The organism is Methylobacterium sp. NMS14P (genome assembly GCF_028583545.1).
GTDB lineage: Bacteria > Pseudomonadota > Alphaproteobacteria > Rhizobiales > Beijerinckiaceae > Methylobacterium.
In genome coordinates this window covers 5465234-5481377 of record NZ_CP087106.1, presented here as the reverse complement: position 1 = coordinate 5481377, position 16144 = coordinate 5465234, and the positions used below count along the sequence as shown (strand labels likewise).

The 16144-nt window shown below is 72.9% G+C and carries 13 protein-coding genes; 4 read left to right on the top strand and 9 right to left on the bottom strand.

The features are described 5' to 3' along the window. Positions 1–4 precede the first annotated feature (4 nt). Positions 5–1240 carry an MFS transporter gene (locus LOK46_RS26015; protein WP_273561228.1) on the bottom strand — a complete coding sequence of 412 codons (1236 nt, stop codon included), beginning with the start codon at positions 1238–1240 and terminating at the stop codon, positions 5–7. Between the two features lie 86 nt (positions 1241–1326). Continuing rightward, the gene (locus LOK46_RS26010) at positions 1327–2067 is read right to left on the bottom strand and encodes a GntR family transcriptional regulator (RefSeq protein WP_273561227.1); all 741 of its coding nucleotides are present in this window, start codon (positions 2065–2067) and stop codon (positions 1327–1329) included. Between the two features lie 427 nt (positions 2068–2494). On the opposite strand from LOK46_RS26010, the gene katG reads away from it, so the two are divergent. Then, positions 2495–4813 carry a catalase/peroxidase HPI gene (gene katG, locus LOK46_RS26005; protein WP_273561226.1) on the top strand — a complete coding sequence of 773 codons (2319 nt, stop codon included), beginning with the start codon at positions 2495–2497 and terminating at the stop codon, positions 4811–4813. A 61-nt stretch (positions 4814–4874) separates the two neighbouring features. Here katG and LOK46_RS26000 read toward each other — a convergent pair whose 3' ends face one another. From LOK46_RS26000 to LOK46_RS25970, 7 genes are all read right to left on the bottom strand, one after another. Continuing rightward, a complete protein-coding gene (locus LOK46_RS26000) occupies positions 4875–6029 on the bottom strand; it encodes a M20 aminoacylase family protein (RefSeq protein WP_273561225.1) in 1155 nt (384 codons plus the stop codon). Between the two features lie 78 nt (positions 6030–6107). Further along, the gene (locus LOK46_RS25995) at positions 6108–7478 is read right to left on the bottom strand and encodes a DUF3100 domain-containing protein (protein ID WP_443192848.1); all 1371 of its coding nucleotides are present in this window, start codon (positions 7476–7478) and stop codon (positions 6108–6110) included. A gap of 329 nt (positions 7479–7807) precedes the next feature. Next, positions 7808–9346, bottom strand: coding sequence for an aldehyde dehydrogenase family protein (locus LOK46_RS25990; RefSeq protein ID WP_273561223.1), 1539 nt, complete (start codon positions 9344–9346; stop codon positions 7808–7810). Beyond that, a complete protein-coding gene (locus tag LOK46_RS25985; RefSeq protein WP_273561222.1) occupies positions 9346–10230 on the bottom strand; it encodes an NAD(P)-dependent oxidoreductase in 885 nt (294 codons plus the stop codon). The genes LOK46_RS25990 and LOK46_RS25985 overlap by 1 nt, the downstream gene beginning before the upstream one ends. Before the next feature lie 101 nt (positions 10231–10331). After that, positions 10332–11240 carry a LysR family transcriptional regulator gene (locus LOK46_RS25980; protein ID WP_273561221.1) on the bottom strand — a complete coding sequence of 303 codons (909 nt, stop codon included), beginning with the start codon at positions 11238–11240 and terminating at the stop codon, positions 10332–10334. Further along, a complete protein-coding gene (locus tag LOK46_RS25975) occupies positions 11237–12478 on the bottom strand; it encodes an amidohydrolase (protein ID WP_273561220.1) in 1242 nt (413 codons plus the stop codon). Before LOK46_RS25975 ends, LOK46_RS25980 begins: the two co-directional genes overlap by 4 nt. A 13-nt stretch (positions 12479–12491) precedes the next feature. Continuing rightward, on the bottom strand, positions 12492–12941 hold the full coding sequence (locus LOK46_RS25970; protein ID WP_192710968.1) for an Lrp/AsnC family transcriptional regulator: 450 nt from the start codon (positions 12939–12941) through the stop codon (positions 12492–12494). A gap of 147 nt (positions 12942–13088) precedes the next feature. Between LOK46_RS25970 and alr the strand changes: the two genes are divergently transcribed. The 3 genes from alr to LOK46_RS25955 all read left to right on the top strand — a co-directional run bounded on the left by alr (position 13089) and on the right by LOK46_RS25955 (position 16130). Then, the gene (gene alr / locus LOK46_RS25965) at positions 13089–14222 is read left to right on the top strand and encodes an alanine racemase (RefSeq protein ID WP_273561219.1); all 1134 of its coding nucleotides are present in this window, start codon (positions 13089–13091) and stop codon (positions 14220–14222) included. A gap of 8 nt (positions 14223–14230) precedes the next feature. After that, positions 14231–15490 carry a D-amino acid dehydrogenase gene (locus LOK46_RS25960; protein ID WP_273561218.1) on the top strand — a complete coding sequence of 420 codons (1260 nt, stop codon included), beginning with the start codon at positions 14231–14233 and terminating at the stop codon, positions 15488–15490. Positions 15491–15794: 304 nt separating this feature from the next. Then, positions 15795–16130 (top strand): hypothetical protein, encoded by a 336-nt coding sequence (locus LOK46_RS25955; RefSeq protein WP_273561217.1) that lies wholly within the window; start codon positions 15795–15797, stop codon positions 16128–16130. Positions 16131–16144: the final 14 nt, after the last annotated feature.

Below are 16144 nucleotides of genomic sequence, written 5' to 3'. Positions count from 1 at the left end.
CGGATCATCTCACGGTCTGGGGGATCGGCGCGCCGCCGGACTGCCGATCCGGCAGGAGCGCGACGGCGAGGAGGACGAGCCCGTAGGCACTGAGGGCCGCCAGGCCGATCGCCGGGCCGAGGCCGCAGATCTCGCTGAGCAGGCCGACGCCGAGGGGCAGCAGGCCGGAGGCGAGGCGCCCGGCATTGTAGCAGAAGCCCATCCCGGTCCCGCGCAGGCCGTCCGGGAAGAGTTCGCTAAACAGGGCCGCGAGGCTCGCGGGGATGCCGGCCGTGCAGAAGCCGAGGGGTGCCCCGAGGAGGAGCAGGCCCGTGCCGCCGGCCGGCAGCAGCAGGTACAGGACGACCAGGGCCATGCAGCCGGCGGCGTAGAGCGCCACCGTCCGGCGGCGCCCGAGCCGGTCCACGAGGCCGCCGGCGACGAGACAGCCCAGGCCGAACGCCGCGATGATGATGGCGAGGTAGAGCCCGGTGCCGAGGACCGAGGCGCCGCGCTCGACGCTCAGGTAGGTCGGCAGCCACGTGAACAGGGCGTGGAAGCCCCCGTGGGCGCCCAGACCGAGCAGCGTCGCGAGCACCGTGACCCGGCGCAGGCCGGGCGCGAAGATCGCGAGCGATCCGGCCGGCGGCCGGGCCGGCCCCCCGGCCGGTCGCGCCGGCTCCGGGACCGAGCGCCGGAGGTAGAGCAGGAGGAGCGCGGGCGCGAGGCCGCAGGCGAACAGGACCCGCCAGGCGGTCTCCGGATCCAGCACCGAGAAGGCCGCGGTGGACAGGAGCACGGCCGCACCCCAGCCGAGCGCCCAGCCCCCCTGCACGGCGCCCAGCGCCCGGCCGCGGTGCGCGGGACCGATCGCCTCCGCCATCAGCGCGGCGCCGGCCGCCCACTCGGCGCCGAATCCGATCCCCTGCAGCGCCTTCAGGGTCAGCAGCTGGGCGAAGCTCTGCGCGAAGGCCGCCAGGAAGGTCGCGACCGCGAACCACAGCACCGTGATCTGGAGGGCCCGGACGCGGCCGATCCGGTCCGCCGCGAGGCCGCCGAGCCACCCGCCGAGCGCCGCCGCGACGAGCGTTACCGCGCCGATCAGACCGGCCTCCGAGCGGCTGAGCCCGAAGCTCGCGACCAGCGCGGGGATGGCGAGGCTGAACATCTGCACGTCCAGGGCGTCGAGCGACCACCCGCCCAGACAGGCCCAGAAGGTGCGACGCTCGGCCGGACCGACTTCTCGGTACCAGCGGAACACGGGCTTTCCTCCGTCCCCCGAAGAGGACTAGTCATTTATATGAATAGATGAGCACGCAGGCGCCGGCGCGTCAAGGCGCCGGCCTTTCAGCGGATGTCGACGTGATACCGGAAGTCCTTGGCCGCGCCGCGGGTCACGCGCCACTCGATCGGGCGGGCATCGAAGCCGAAGGCGAGGCGCTCGATGACCACGACCGGGTCTCCGTCGGCGATCGCGAGGCGCTCCGCGTCGGCCGCGTCGGCGATGCCGACGGTCAGGGTCTCCTCGGCGCGGGCGACGATCTCGCCGCAGAGGCGCTCGTAGGCGGGGTAGATGAGGTCGCCGATCTCCGTCAGCGGGGCCTGGAGGATCGGCGCGAACCGCTTGGCCGGCAGCCAGATCGCCTCGGACAGGATCGGGCGCCCCTGCAGGTGGCGCGTCCGGATCAGGCGGATCGCCGCGCCGAGCGCGTCCAGGCCGAGGGCCTCTCGGACGGCCGCAGGGGCCGGACGGGCCTCGCGCGACAGGATCCGCCCCTCCGGCACCGCCTGCGTGCCGTCCGGTCCGAGATGCCGGAAGAACCGGAACAGGGACCGGTCGAAGCGCGGCCGCCGCACGAAGGTGCCGCGACCCTGCTGCCGCTCGACGAGACCGTCGGCGACGAGGACGTCGATCGCCTTGCGCACGGTGCCGATGGCGACGCGGTGGGTCGCCGCCAGTTCCGCCTCCGTGGGGATCGGTTCGCCCGAGCGCCACACGTTGCGGGCGATCTGGAAGGCGATCTCGTCCCGCAGGCGCTGATAGAGCGGCAGTCGGAGATCGGGCTGCGGCGCGGAGGTTGCGGTCATGTGTATGACTGTATGATCATCGTCGAGCGTAGCCAATGGTCTTTGTCGCGCGGGCGGGGATGCCGCCGGGCCGGCTCGCGTCGCCGCGTGCCCTAGGATCGGGGAAGTTGTTCCCTGTGCTGCCGTTCGACGGCGGCGCCGAAATCGTCGATCGCCAGGTTCGGACGCGTCACAGTCGAATCTTACGGTCGTGCCGCCACCCTGCGGTTCACGACGACGTCATCGACTCGATTACGGGACATCCGGTCACAGCCTCGGCCGAGACTTCGAGGCACTCCGAACTTGATCCCGCGGGGGGCTGCCTCATTTCGTCAGCAGCTTCGAGCGCGACGGGGATTTCCCGAGGGTTCGGACCACTGCACCGTCCCGTCCCCGTGCCCTCCGCGCGGGCCGTCGACGGCGGCTCAACACCGAGGGGGACCACCCGATGAGCGAGACGATCGACAAGACGGACACGACGTCGTTTCACATGGAGGGCAAGTGTCCGTTCGGCGGCGACCGGATCGGCGGCGCCCTCGGCAACCGGCCGACGCTGGAGAACTGGTACCCTCATCGCCTGCGGGTGGAGGTGCTCCATCAGAACGGGCTGGCGGCCGACCCGCTCGGCCCGGATTTCGACTACGCGGCCGAGTTCGCCAAGATCGACTTCGCGGCGCTCAAGCGCGACATCAAGCAGTTCCTGACCTCGTCGGTGGAGTGGTGGCCGTCCGACTACGGCAATTACGGCCCGCAGATGATCCGCATGGCCTGGCACTCGGCCGGCACCTACCGGATCGCCGACGGGCGCGGCGGCGCCGGCACCGGCCTGCAGCGTTTCGCCCCGATCTCGAGCTGGTGGGACAACGGCAATACCGACAAGTCGCGGCGTCTCCTGCAGCCGATCAAGCACAAGTACGGCAACGCCCTGTCGTGGGCCGACCTGATGGTCCTGACCGGCAACTGCGCCCTCGAGATCATGGGCCTGCCGACCTACGGCTTCGCCGCCGGCCGCCTCGATGCCTGGGAGGCGGACAACGCCACCTACTGGGGCCCGGAGGTGGTCGAGATGGGCTCGGTCTCGAGCTTCGACGACATGGTCAACCGCGACAAGCGCTGGCGGGGCAAGAACGGCGACGCCGATTATGACCTGGAGAACCCGCTGGCCGCCTCCCACCAGGCGCTGATCTACGTGAACCCGGAGGGCCCCTACGCGAGCGGCGACCCCCTGGCCTCCGCGCGCGACATCCGGATCACCTTCACCCGCATGGCGATGAACGACGAGGAGACCGTGGCGCTGATCGCGGGCGGCCACGCCTTCGGCAAGAGCCACGGCATGGTGCCGGCCAGGGAGATCGGGCCGCCGCCCGAGATGGCGCCGATGGAGGCGATGGGCCTGGGCTGGCACAACCCGAAGGGCGCGGGCTCCGGCAAGGACACGATGACCAACGGCATCGAGGGCAGCTGGACCCCCGATCCGACGCAGTGGGACAACGCCTACCTGGAGAACCTCTTCAAGTTCGAATGGGAGCAGACCAAGAGCCCGGCGGGCGCCCTGCAGTGGACGCCGAAGGATCCCGCCGCGCCGAAGACGCCGGACGCCCACGTCGCGGGGCAGATGCACCCGCTGATGATGATGACGTCCGACATCGCCCTGAAGGTCGATCCCGACTACCGGAAGGTCTGCGAGAAGTTCCTCGACGACTTCGACGCCTTCACCCAGGCCTTCTCCAAGGCGTGGTACAAGCTCACCCACCGCGACATGGGCCCGAAGCACCGCTACCTCGGCCCGGAGGCGGTGATCGAGGACGGGCTGCTGTGGCAGGATCCGCTGCCCGAGCGGGACTACGACCTCGTCGGCGCGGCCGAGATCGCCGCGCTGAAGCAGGCGATCTCCGGCACGGGCCTGTCGGTCTCGGACCTGGCCTTCACGGCCTTCTCGGCGGCCTCGACCTACCGCGACAGCGACAAGCGCGGCGGGGCCAACGGCGGCCGCCTCGCCCTCGCGCCGCAGAAGGACTGGGCCGTCAACCGGCGGGCCGCGTCCGTGGTCGACGCCCTGCGCGGCGTGATGGCGACCTTCAACGGCGGCCGCAGCGACGGCAAGAAGATCTCGCTGGCGGACCTGATCGTGCTGGGCGGCTGCGTCGCCGTGGAGAAGGCGGCCCGCGACGCCGGGGTCGAGACGCCGGTCCCGTTCACGCCGGGCCGGGTGGACACCACCCAGGCGCTCACCGACCTCGAGATGTTCGAGTGGCTGAAGCCGGTGGTGGACGGGTTCCGCAACTACGTCGACGACGGCTTCGGGCAGATGACGCGCAGCGTCTCACCGGAGGAGATGTTCCTCGACAAGGCGAACCTGCTGACGCTGACGGCCCCGGAATGGACCGTCCTGACCGGCGGCCTGCGCGCCCTCAACGCCAACCACGACGGGTCGAACCGGGGCGTCCTGACGGACCGGGTCGGGGTGCTGACGACCGACTTCTTCCGCAACCTGACCGACGTCGATCTGGTCTGGGAGAAGGCGGATGCGGACGGGATGTCCTTCGCGCTCAAGGACCGCGCGATCGGGCAGACGAAGTTCGAGGCGACCCGCAGCGACCTCGTGTTCGGGTCGAACGCGCAGCTCCGGTCCATCGCCGACGCCTACGCGGGCAGCGACGGCCAGCGGCGCTTCGTGGCGGACTTCGTCAAGGCCTGGGACAAGGTCATGATGCTCGACCGCTTCGACGTGAAGGGTCACCGGCGCTACGGGCCGATGGCGGCCTGAGACCCGCCGTCGGGACCGCCCGCGCCTCCGGCGCGGGCGGTCTCTCAGGACAACCGCCGTGTCACGTCCTGAGGCTGTGCACCCCCAGCGCGGCCCAGTAGGCGGCGCCGACCGGCAGGGCCTCGTCGTTGAAGTCGTAGCCCGGATTGTGGAGCGGCAGGCTCTTGCGCGTCCCGTCGGTCCCGATCCACGCGTAGGCGCCGGGGCAGGCCTCGAGCATGTAGGCGAAATCCTCCGACGCCATGGAGGGTCCGACCTCGCCGCGGCGCGCGGTGATGTCCGGGACGGTTCCTGCCGCCTCCAGGGCGTTGCCGACGGCGTCGGCGGTGTTGACGGTGGCGGGGTATCCGAACCGGTAGGCCACCTCCGCGCGGGCGCCGTGCGTGGCGGCCGTGCCGCCCGCGATGGCCTGGACGAGTTCGGCGACGCGCTTGCGCACGGCCTCGTCCAGGCAGCGGACCGTGCCGCGGATGACCGCGTGCTCGGGGATGACGTTGTAGGCGTCGCCGCCGTGGATCTGCGTGACGCTGAGCACGACCGGGTCCGTGGGGGCGATCCGGCGGCTCACGATGGTCTGCAGGGCGAGGACGATCTCGGAGGCGACCACCAGCGTGTCGGTGCCGCGCTCCGGCATGGCCGCGTGGGTGCCGAACCCGGCGACCGCGATCTCGAACGTGTCGAGGGAGGCCATGATGGCGCCGACCCGGGTCGCGAAGGTCCCCAGCGGCAAACCAGGCCAGTTGTGCAGGCCGTAGACGGAATCGCACGGGAACAGCCGGAACAGGCCGTCCTCGACCATGGCGCGCCCGCCGCCCTCGCACTCCTCCGCCGGCTGGAAGATGAAGTGCACCGTGCCGGACAGGTCGGTGCGCGACGCGAGGTGCCGGGCCGCGCCGAGCAGCATCGCCACGTGGCCGTCATGGCCGCAGGCATGCATCACGCCGGGCGTCCGGGACGCGTGCGCGGCGCCGGTCGTCTCCTGGATCGGCAGGGCGTCCATGTCGGCCCGCAGGCCGACGGTCGGGCCGTCGCCCCGGCTCAGGGTCCCGACCACGCCGGTGCGGCCGAGCCCGGTCCTCACCGACAGGCCGCAGGCGGCCAGTTCGCGGGCGACGAGCTCCGCCGTGCGGACCTCTTGGAAGGCCAGCTCGGGATGGGCGTGCAGGTCGCGCCGCCACGCGACCATCCGCTCCACGGTCTCCGCCTCGATGCGCATGCGACCTCTCTCAAATGCCGGAGGCTGCCGGAGCGCCTCGATCCCCCGTCCGGACCCTACGCCGATCGGCGCGGCGGTTCACCCCAGCGGCGCGTGCATGAAGAACTGCGCGATGAGGGCAGCGCCGAGGAACGTCCCGGCATTGGCCATGAACGAGACCACGACGATCCGCCAGCCGAGGCGGCGGAAGGCGGGCACGTCCTTGGCGACCGAGAGCCCCGCGAAGGTCAGGATCGGCGTGGCCAGCGCCAGGAAGTTGAGCTTGCCGGTCAGGGCGGCGATCTCGGCGGCGTAGGGCGTGCCGGGATAGGTCAGCGCCATGCCGATGATCGAGACCCAGAGGACGGCGGGCAGGCGCCGGCCGAGGAGCAGGTACAGGCCCCAGCCGGCCAGGACGGTGCCGATGATGATCGCCATCCCGGCGACGACGCTCGCGTCGGGGACGATTCCGTAGGTCAGCCAGTTGCCGATCAGCCCGTAGGCGCCGATCAGGATCCACGCGAGCACGGTCTCGCCGAGGCCGATCCGCACCTCCTGATGGGCCGGCGCGGCGCCCTGCGGCTCGGCGGCCGCCGGGCGGGCGGCGTCCGGCCGGTTGCGGCCGAGGATCGGCTCCAGCTTGCCGTAGGCCCAGATCGTGAAGGGCAGCGACAGGAACAGGGTGAAGTACGTGCCGATCGTGGTGGTGACGAGGTTGCTGGCCGCCGCGAAGGTGGCGACATCCTTGGCGACCTCGGGCGTCTGCTGGGCCGCGATCGCCCCCGAGGCCGCGGCCATCATGCTGCCGGAGCCGACGCCGGCCCCCATCGCCAGCGCCAGCGGGTTGAAGATCCCTAAGCTGGTGATCAGCCCGGCCAGCAGGGCGATGAACACCGCGCCGAACACCGTGCCGGTCAGGTACTCGGCCAGCACGCCGCGCCCCTCCGGCGAGTCCATGCCGTAGCGCTCGCCGATGATGGCGAGGCTGGGCTCACGGCCGACCGAGAAGGTCGCGCCGATCGCCTCGCGCTTGATGCCGAGCAGGAGCGCGACCGGCAGGCCGAACACCATCGTGCCGAAGAAGTGGCCGAATTCCTGGAAGGCCAGGGCCCAGCCCGAGGCGAGGATCTTCGGCAGCGAGCCGCCGACGAGCAGGCCGAGCTTGGCGATGAAGATCAGGAGTGCCGGCTGCAGGTAGGCGCCGGCCGCGTTCTGCAGGGCGCCCGACAGCCGCAGCGGCTCGGGCAGGCGCGGGCTCATCAGCCCCAGCGCGCCGCCGAGGAGCAGGGCCCAGAGCAGCGGCAGCAGCACGATCTTGCCGGCGCCCACCGGGATGCTGACGTTGCCGATCGCCTCCGCGATGACGACGATGACGAGGGCGAGCAGGAACAGCGTCAGCTTGCCCCCGCCCGAGACGGGCGGCACGGCCGGCCGCGTGTTCGTCGCAAACAGTTCCCCCGCCATCGTCATCCTCCTTGGCCCCCTTGGGGGCACCCGTTGCTGTGCGTGCCGATCTTGATCGCCGGCTTGTCGGTAGATCGCTGCGCGGACGCCGCCGCGGGGCGTGCCCGAGCCGGATGGAGCGCGGGTCCCCTCTCCCGTGCGGGAGAGGGACAGGGTGAGGGATCCAGGTCTTTCCGGATGAGGCGTGACCTGTACCCGCCGCGATGGCGCGCTCGATTCTGAACCTTCTCGTCCCTCACCCCGACCCTCTCCCGTGCGGGAGAGGGGGAACCGTCGCGCTGTCGGAACCCGCGCCGCTCGCTGCTCAGTCTGTCGCGACGCGGTCGGGCACAGCTCTAGCCCACGTAGCCGAAGGTCACGGCCGGCTCGGCGGCGGTCTCGACCCAGACGCTCTTGGTCTGGGTGTAGGCCATCAGCGCCTCGCGGCCCGAGGAGCGGCCGAAGCCCGAGCGGCCGAAGCCGCCGAAGGGCGAGGCCACGTTGATGGTCTTGTAGCCGTTCACCCAGACGGTGCCGGCCCGCAAAGCCGCCGCGACCCGGTGGCCGCGCCCGCCGTCGCCGGTCCAGACCGCGCCGGCGAGGCCGTAGGGCGTGCCGTTGGCCAGCGCGACCGCCTCGTCCTCGCCGTCGAACGGCAGGACCGCCAGGACCGGGCCGAACACCTCCTCCCGGGCGATCGCCGCGTCCGGCGCGACGCCGTCCACGATGGTCGGGCCGTAGTAGAAGCCGCCCGTATCGCGCAGGGACGCGGGGCAGGCCCCGCCCGCCGCGATCGTGGCGCCCGCCCCCGCGGCGGCCTCGACCATGCCGGCGATCTTGTCCCGCTGGCGCCGGTTGTTGATCGGGCCGATCTGCGTCTCCGGGTCGGTCGGCGCGCCCACCGGGATGCGCGCGGCGGCGCGGGACAGGCGCTCGACGAAGGACGCGTGGATCGAGCGGTGCACGAGGAGCCGGGAGCCCGCGACGCAGCTCTGGCCGGCGCCGCCGAAGATCGCGGCCTGCGCGCCGATCAGCGCCCGGTCGAGGTCGGCGTCGGCGAACACGATGTTGGCCGACTTGCCGCCGAGCTCCAGCACGCTCGGCACGATGGCGCGGGCCGCCGCGGCGGCGATCTGCGCGCCCGCCTCGGCCGAGCCCACGAACACGACCAGCCGGGTCTCGGGATGGGCCACCGCGGCGGCGCCGGTGGTCGGGCCGGCGCCAGCCAGCACCGAGACGAGGCCGCGCGGCATCCCCTCGGCGCGGTCGCAGAGCAGGCCGAGGGCGAGCGAGGTCAGGGGCGTCAGCTCGGAGGGCTTCAGCACCACGGCGTTGCCGGCGCAGATCGCCGGCGCGATCTGCCAGCCCGCGGTGAAGATCGGGGCGTTCCAGGGCGTGATCTGCACCACGGTGCCGAAGGGCTCGTGGCGGGTGTAGTTCAGGTGCGAGGTCGGGACCGGGATGACGTCGCCGTGCAGCTTGTCGCACCAGCCGGCGTAGTACTCGAACATCTCGGCGACCTTCGCGACCTCGCCGCGCGTGTCGCGGATCGGCTTGCCGGCCGACAGGGTCTCCAGCTCGGCGAGCGCGCCGGCGTGCTGCCGGACCAGGGCGGCCACGGCCCACATCGCGCGACCGCGGGCGGCGGCGCTCATGCCCCACCACGCGCGCTGGGCGTCGCGGGCCGCCGCCATGGCGGCCGCGACGACCGACGGCCCGGCATCGGCGAAGCTTGCCAGCACGCCGCCGTCGGCGGGGTTGGTGAGATCGAGGGCGGCGCCGGTCCCGGCGAGGATCTCACCGGCCACGACGCTGCCGATGCGGCCGCCCGGCAGCAGGTCGGCCAGGAGGGCGCCGACCCGGTCGGCGGCGGGCGAGTGCGGCGTGCCGGACATCAGTGGGCTCCCTTGGGATCGCGGTAATCGGCCATGCGGGTGAAGTCGGCCGTGTCGGGGATGGCGGCCTGCGTCGCCTGCCAGATCCGCTTCACCTCGGCGGAGAGCGGCAGGTCGATCCCGCATTCTTCGGCGAGTTCGAGGGCGAGGCGCACGTCCTTGCGCATCAGGCCGGCCGAGAAGCCGCTGTCGAAGGTGCCGGACTGGACCCAGCGCGGGACCATGACCTCGCTGATCGCGCTGCGGCCGGTGGCGGTGTTGACGACCTTGACGGCCTCCTCGGCCGAGAGGCCCGCCGCCTCGGACAGGCGCAGGGCCTCTCCGGTGGTCACCAGATGGGCCGCGACCAGCAGGTTGTTGACGAGCTTGACGATGTTGCCAGCGCCCGACGGCCCGACATGCGGCGCGCGGGCCGACATCGCCTCCAGGACCGGCCGGGCCAGTTCGTAATCCGCCGCGGCCCCGCCGATCATCATGGTCAGGGTGCCCTCGGCGGCGCCGGAGGGGCCGCCGCTCACCGGGGCGTCGAGGAGCGCGTGACCGGCCGCGGCGAGGCGCTCGGCGAGGCGCCGGGTCGTGCCGGGATCCGAGGTCGAGGTGTCGATCACCACCACCTTCCGGTCGGTCCGGGACAGGAGCCCGCCCTCCGCGGTGACCACCGCCTCCACGTCCCGCGCCAGCGGCAGCGAGAACACCAGGGCGTCGGCCCGGCCGAGCACGTCGTTGAGGGCGTCGAGGACGGTGACGCCGGCCGCCTCGGCGGCGGGGCGCCGGGCCGGACTGAGGTCGTAGCCCAGGACCGCGAAACCCTTGCGGGCCAGGGTCGCGGCCATGCCCAGACCCATGTTGCCGAGCCCGACGACCCCTACCGTTGCGATGGTCATGCCGATCCGTCCTCACGAAGCAGCACGATAATTCCGGCAGTCGAGTGTTGCGACAACAGCCGATTTCTGAACGTTCCGTGCGGAAATTCAGCACGCTCGCGTCAGGTCGGCGGCCGGAAGGCCACCATGTGGTCGGCCAGCCAGCCGAGCAGCCGCGCCGCGCCCTCGGGCAGGCGCCGCCCCGCGCGGATGACGAGGTGGGCGCTCGCCTCCGACAGGATGGCGTCGCGCAGCGGCAAAGCCGCGAGGAGGCCGTCGCGCAGCTCGGCCGCGACCACGAAGCGGGGCAGGAAGGCGACGCCCATGGCGGCCATGACGAAGCGGCGGTGCAGCTCGAAGGACGCCGTCTCCAGCCGCGGCACCAGCCGGAAGCCGCCGTCGGCCTCGACGCGGCCAATCAGCTGGCGCACCCCGTGGTCGGGGGGCAGGAGCGCGGCGGGCTCGGTGGCGAAGCTCCGCAGCGGGACCGGCGCCGCCCCGTCGGCGAGGGGATGCCCGTTCGGCAGGACGGCGAGGAGCGGCTGCCGGGCGGAGACGATCCCGCGGACATCCGGGTGCGCGGGCGGGTTGTAGACGAGGCCGATATCCGCGTCCCCCCGGGCGATCGCCGCGAGGATCCCGTCGGTCGTGCCGATCTCGACCTGATAGGCGATGCCCGGATGGTCCTGCGCGAAGCCGGCCAGCGCGTTGTCGAGGAGGTCGATCAGGAAGCCGGCGCCGCAGCGCAGGCTGACCGTGCCCCGCTGCACCCCGCGCAGGCGCTTCAGCTGGTCCTCCAGCAGGGCCGCCTCGTCGGCTTGCCGCTGCGCGTGCTCGGCGACCAGACGGCCGGCCTCGGTGGGGACGACGCCCCGGGGCAGGCGCTCGAGCAGGGTCTCGCCGACCTGCGCCTCCAGCTCGATGATCTGCCGGCTCACCGCCGAGGCGGCGACGTTCAGGACCTCGGCGGCCGCCCGGACCGAGCCCGCGCGCACGACGGCGAGGAGGTAGCGGAGCGCGCGGTCGTTCACGCTAGCGGGGCTCCTGCGGCCGCGCCGCGCCGGTCGAGCGCGACGGCGCCCCGCGCCACGACGAGCACGGGGTCCTGGCGCTCCGCGATCACCTGCGGCACGCCGCCGGCCGCGAAGGCGATCAGGTCGGCCCGCGCGCCGGGCGCCACCGCGCCCGGACCGAGGCCCAGCACCCGCGCCGGGACGGCGGTGACCGGCGCCAGCAGCGCCGCGAGGTCCGCGTCGGTGCGCAGGTCGAACCGGTAGGCGGCGAGCTGGGCGCGGGCGACCATGCTGGTCACCGTCGCGGGGTTCCAGCAGTCGCGGACGTTGTCGGTGCCGAGGCAGACCGGGACGCCGAGCGCGCGCAGTCGCGGGATCGGCGGGCATCGGGCCCCGCCCGGCACGCTGCTGAGGATCGCGACGCCGGCCCGGTTCAGGGCCTCGGCGATCCGGCCGAGTTCCAAGTCGTCGGCCTCCGCGAGGGCGAAGGCGTGGCTGATCGTGACTTGCCCGCCGAGCCCGGCCGCCTCGGTGCGGGCCGCGATCGCCGCGATCGTGGCGAGGCCGGCCGCGCCGCCCTCGTGGAGATGGATGTCGATGCCCCGTCCGTGCCGCTCGGCCAGGGCGAAGACGATGTCCAGGTGACCGTCGCGGTCGCCGTCGATGCCGACGGGGTCGAGGCCGCCGACGAGGTCGGCCCCCATCCGCAGGGCCGCGTCCAGGTCGTCGGCGACCGGCGGGCAGCCCAGGATCCCGCTCTGCGGGAAGGCGACGATCTGGATCTGCAGGCGGTCGGCCCAGCGCGCCCGCAGGTCGAGGATCTGGGCGAGGTGGTCGAGCCGCGTGACGTCGTCGACGTCGACATGGGTCCGCAGGCTGGTCGTGCCGCCGCGGAGCATGCGTTCGAGCAGCGCCTCGGCGCCCTGCTCGGCGAGCGGGATCCGCGTGGCGCGGCGGAACGCCTTCTCGTCGTCGATGATCGCGCGGACGGACCCCGCCGCCGCGTGCGGGCGCCACGGCAGGCCGAGCAGGCACTTGTCGAGGTGGACGTGCCCGTCCGACAGGCCCGGCAGCAGCAGGGCGCCGCCGAGATCGATCGTGCGGCCAGCGATCGGAAGCTGCGCGCCGGGGTCCCGCAGCGCCGCCACGCGGTCGCCCAGGATGTCGATGGTTGCCCGGCTTCCGTCGGCGAGGGCGGCGTCGTGGAGGCGCAGGTCGCAGGGGGCGTCCCCGTGCGGTTCGATGCTCGGCGTCATGGCGGGGCTCCCTTCAGAGCGGCCGGCCGGCGGCCACGACGGTCCGGATGGCGAAGCTCGATTGCAGCCGGGCGACTCCCGGCAGCCGCGACAGGACATCCTTGTGAAGCCGCTCGTAGTCGGCCGCGTCGATCACCTTGAGCTTCACGAGATAATCGGCCGTCCCGGTCATCAGATAGCAATCCTGCACCTCGGGACAGCGCCGCACGGCCGCCTCGAACCGGTTGAGATAGTCCTCGGTCTGGCGGTCCAGGGTGAACTGCGTGAGGACCACGAGGCCCGGGCCGTCGACCGCGCCGCCGATCAGCGCCGTGTAGCCCCGGATGACGCCAGATTCCTCCAGCAGCCGCACGCGGCGATGGCAGGCGGACGCCGACAGGCCGACCGCCGCGGCGAGATCCGCGTTGCTGATCCGGCCGTCGCCGCGCAGGGCCTGGATGATGCGGCGGTCGATCGCGTCCACGCGCGCCTCGCAGGATCTTCGAACTGGCCGCTGATATTTTCACGGCCAAGCTCGAAACTCAAATCCCTTCGACAGGATGCACGCTCGTTCGACGATCCTTCGTGTAGCCTTCCGGCACTGCATCCGAGCGCCGTTCCGAGGGCCGCCATGAGCATGATCGACCGCGAGCTCCGGCCCGATGCGGGCCCGGCCGGGACGGCCTCCGCCCTCCTCACGATCGATCTCGCGGCCGTCGCGGAGAATTACCGCCTGCTCGCCGCGCGAGCCGGGACGGCCGCCTGCGCGGCCGTCGTCAAGGCGGACGCCTACGGCCTCGGCGCCGACCGGGTCGCGCCGGTCCTGGCCGCCGCGGGCTGCCGGCACTTCTTCGTCGCCCAGGTCGGCGAGGGCGTCGCCCTCCGGTCCATCCTCGGCCCCGGCGCGGTGATCGCCGTGCTCAACGGCGCCGCCCCGGGCAGCGAGGCGGCCTGCGCGGACCACGACCTCGTGCCCGTCCTCAACGACCTGTCCCAGCTCGGCGGCTGGCAGGGCCTGGCCCGGCAGCGCGCGCGGCGCCTGCCGGCGATCCTTCAGGTCGACACCGGCATGGCCCGCTTCGGCCTCGCGCCGGACGAGGTCGGCGCGCTCCTCGACCGGCCGGACGCTCTCGCGGGCGTCGATCTGCGGCTGGTGATGAGCCACCTCGCCTGCGCGGGCGAGCCGGACAGCCCGGTCAACGCGGCGCAGCTCTCCGTCTTCCGGGCGGTCCGGCAGCGCCTGCCGACGGTGCCGGCGAGCCTCGCGGCCTCTTCGGGGATCTTCCTCGGTTCAGACTTCCACCTCGACCTGGTGCGCCCCGGCGCCGCCCTCTACGGGATCGCACCGCAGGAGGGCGCGCCGAACCCGATGCGGCCGGTGATCGGCCTGCGGGCCCGGGTGATGCAGACGCGCCGCGTCCCGGCGGGCACGCCGGTCGGCTACGGGCACGCGGCCACGGTCGCCCGGGACAGCCGCCTCGCCACGGTCGCGATCGGCTACGCGGACGGGTTCTTCCGCAGCAATGCGGGCGGCGCGGCGTGGTTCGGCGGCGTCCGGCTGCCCGTGGTCGGGCGCGTCTCGATGGACAGCCTCGTCCTCGACGTCACCGACGTGGCGCCCGGCACCCTCGGGCCGGGGGCGCTCGTCGACATCGTCGGGCCGGAGCGCGACGTCGACGCCGTCGCGGCCGCGGCCGGCACGATCGGCTACGAGGTCCTGACCAGCCTCGGCCACCGCTTCCACCGCGTCTACCTCGGAGCCTGAGGCCCGCCATGCACGTCCTCATCCTCGGCGGCGGCGTCGTCGGCGTCACCTCGGCCTACTACCTCGCGCGGGCCGGCCATCAGGTCACCGTGCTGGAGCGCCAGCCCGGCTCGGGTTTAGAGACCAGCTTCGCCAATGCCGGGCAGGTCTCGCCCGGCTACTCGGCCCCCTGGGCGGCGCCCGGGATCCCCGTGAAGGCGCTCAAGTGGCTGATGATGCGGCACCGCCCCCTGGTGCTGTGGCCGCGGCTCGAGCCCCGCCTCTACGCGTGGCTCACGCGCATGCTCGCGAACTGCACCGAGGAGGCCTACCAGCGGAACAAGGGCCGCATGGTCCGGCTCGCCGAGTACAGCCGCGACGCGCTGCGCGACCTGCGCACCGAGACCGGCATCGCCTACGACCACCGGGAGAAGGGCACGCTCCAGCTCTTCCGGACGCAAAAGCAGCTCGACCATGTCGGCGACGACACCCGCGTCCTCGACGCCTACGGCGTGCCCTACACGGTGCTGGACCCGGCCGGCTGCGTCAGTGCCGAGCCGGCGCTCGCCGCCGTGCGCGACGTCTTCGTCGGCGGCCTGCGGCTGCCGGGCGACGAGACCGGCGACGCGCACCTGTTCACGCAGCGCCTCGCTGCGATCTGCGAGGGCCTCGGCGTCACCTTCCGCTACCGCACGGCGATCGCGCGCCTGCATCACGCCGGGGACCGGGTGACGGCGGTGGAGACCGCCGACGGCGACCTCCTGCGGGCGGATGCCTACGTGGCGGCGCTGGGCAGCTACACGCCGGCCCTGCTGCGCCCCCTCGGGATCGCGCTGCCGGTCTACCCGGTGAAGGGCTACTCCCTGACGCTGCCGATCACCGACGCGGAGGCCGCGCCGGTCTCGACGGTGATGGACGAGACCTACAAGGTCGCGATCACCCGGCTCGGCGACCGCATCCGCGTCGGCGGCACCGCCGAACTCGCCGGGTTCAGCAGCGCCCTGCGCCTGCCGCGCCGCGAGACCCTCGCGCGCTCGGTGCAGGATCTCTTCCCCGCGGGCGGCGACCTCGACCGGGCCGCGTTCTGGACCGGCCTGCGGCCGATGACGCCGGACGGCACGCCGATCGTCGGGGGCACGCGGGTCGGGAACCTGTTCACCAACACCGGTCACGGCACCCTCGGCTGGACCATGGCCTGCGGCTCGGGCCGCCTGCTCGCCGACCTCGTGTCCGGCCGGGCCCCCGAGATCGCGAGCGACGATCTGGCCCTCGACCGCTACGCCGCGTGATCCGCGCGGTCGGGGAGCCGCCGGCGCGCGGCGCGGCGCGTGTCGCGGCGCACCAACACAACCCTGCCCCGTGTTACGCAGATCGAGACCCGACTTTGCGTTGAGAAAGACCCCGCGAGCCATCGCGATGCATAGTCGAGAGCCTCCGCGATCATTCATTATTCATCGCGATACGACCACCGGTTGATTACATGCCGTCCATGGATCAGGAAGCCACGACATCGCAGGATGACTTCCGGCAGGCCCAGGCAACCTCTCGCACCGACTCGAGTTTAGGATCTGAACGAACGATCCGGGTGCGCAGATGAGTCTCATCGTCGTACAGAGCCAGGAAGATCACGAGCAGGCGGATGCCGTCCTCCGGGGCGTCGCCGAGGGGCTGTCCCGCTTGTTCAGCGTGCCCGATCATCCGCCCGGCGTTCGGGACCTGCTGGACTCCGGAACGCAGGAAGAGAGCGCCCACCCTGGGCAGCTCGCCCAGCGCAGCGCGCGGCGCGGCGGGAGCAACGGGCTTCCCCGAGCCCGGTCGGTGAAGACGGGCACCGGCGGGACGCCGCGCGGAGCGGCCCGACCGTCCAGCCGCGCGCGGGGGCGCCGGGCCAAGGCCGAGGCGCAGGCCGGGCAACGCGAACAGTCCTGAATCCGGCCCCGGCG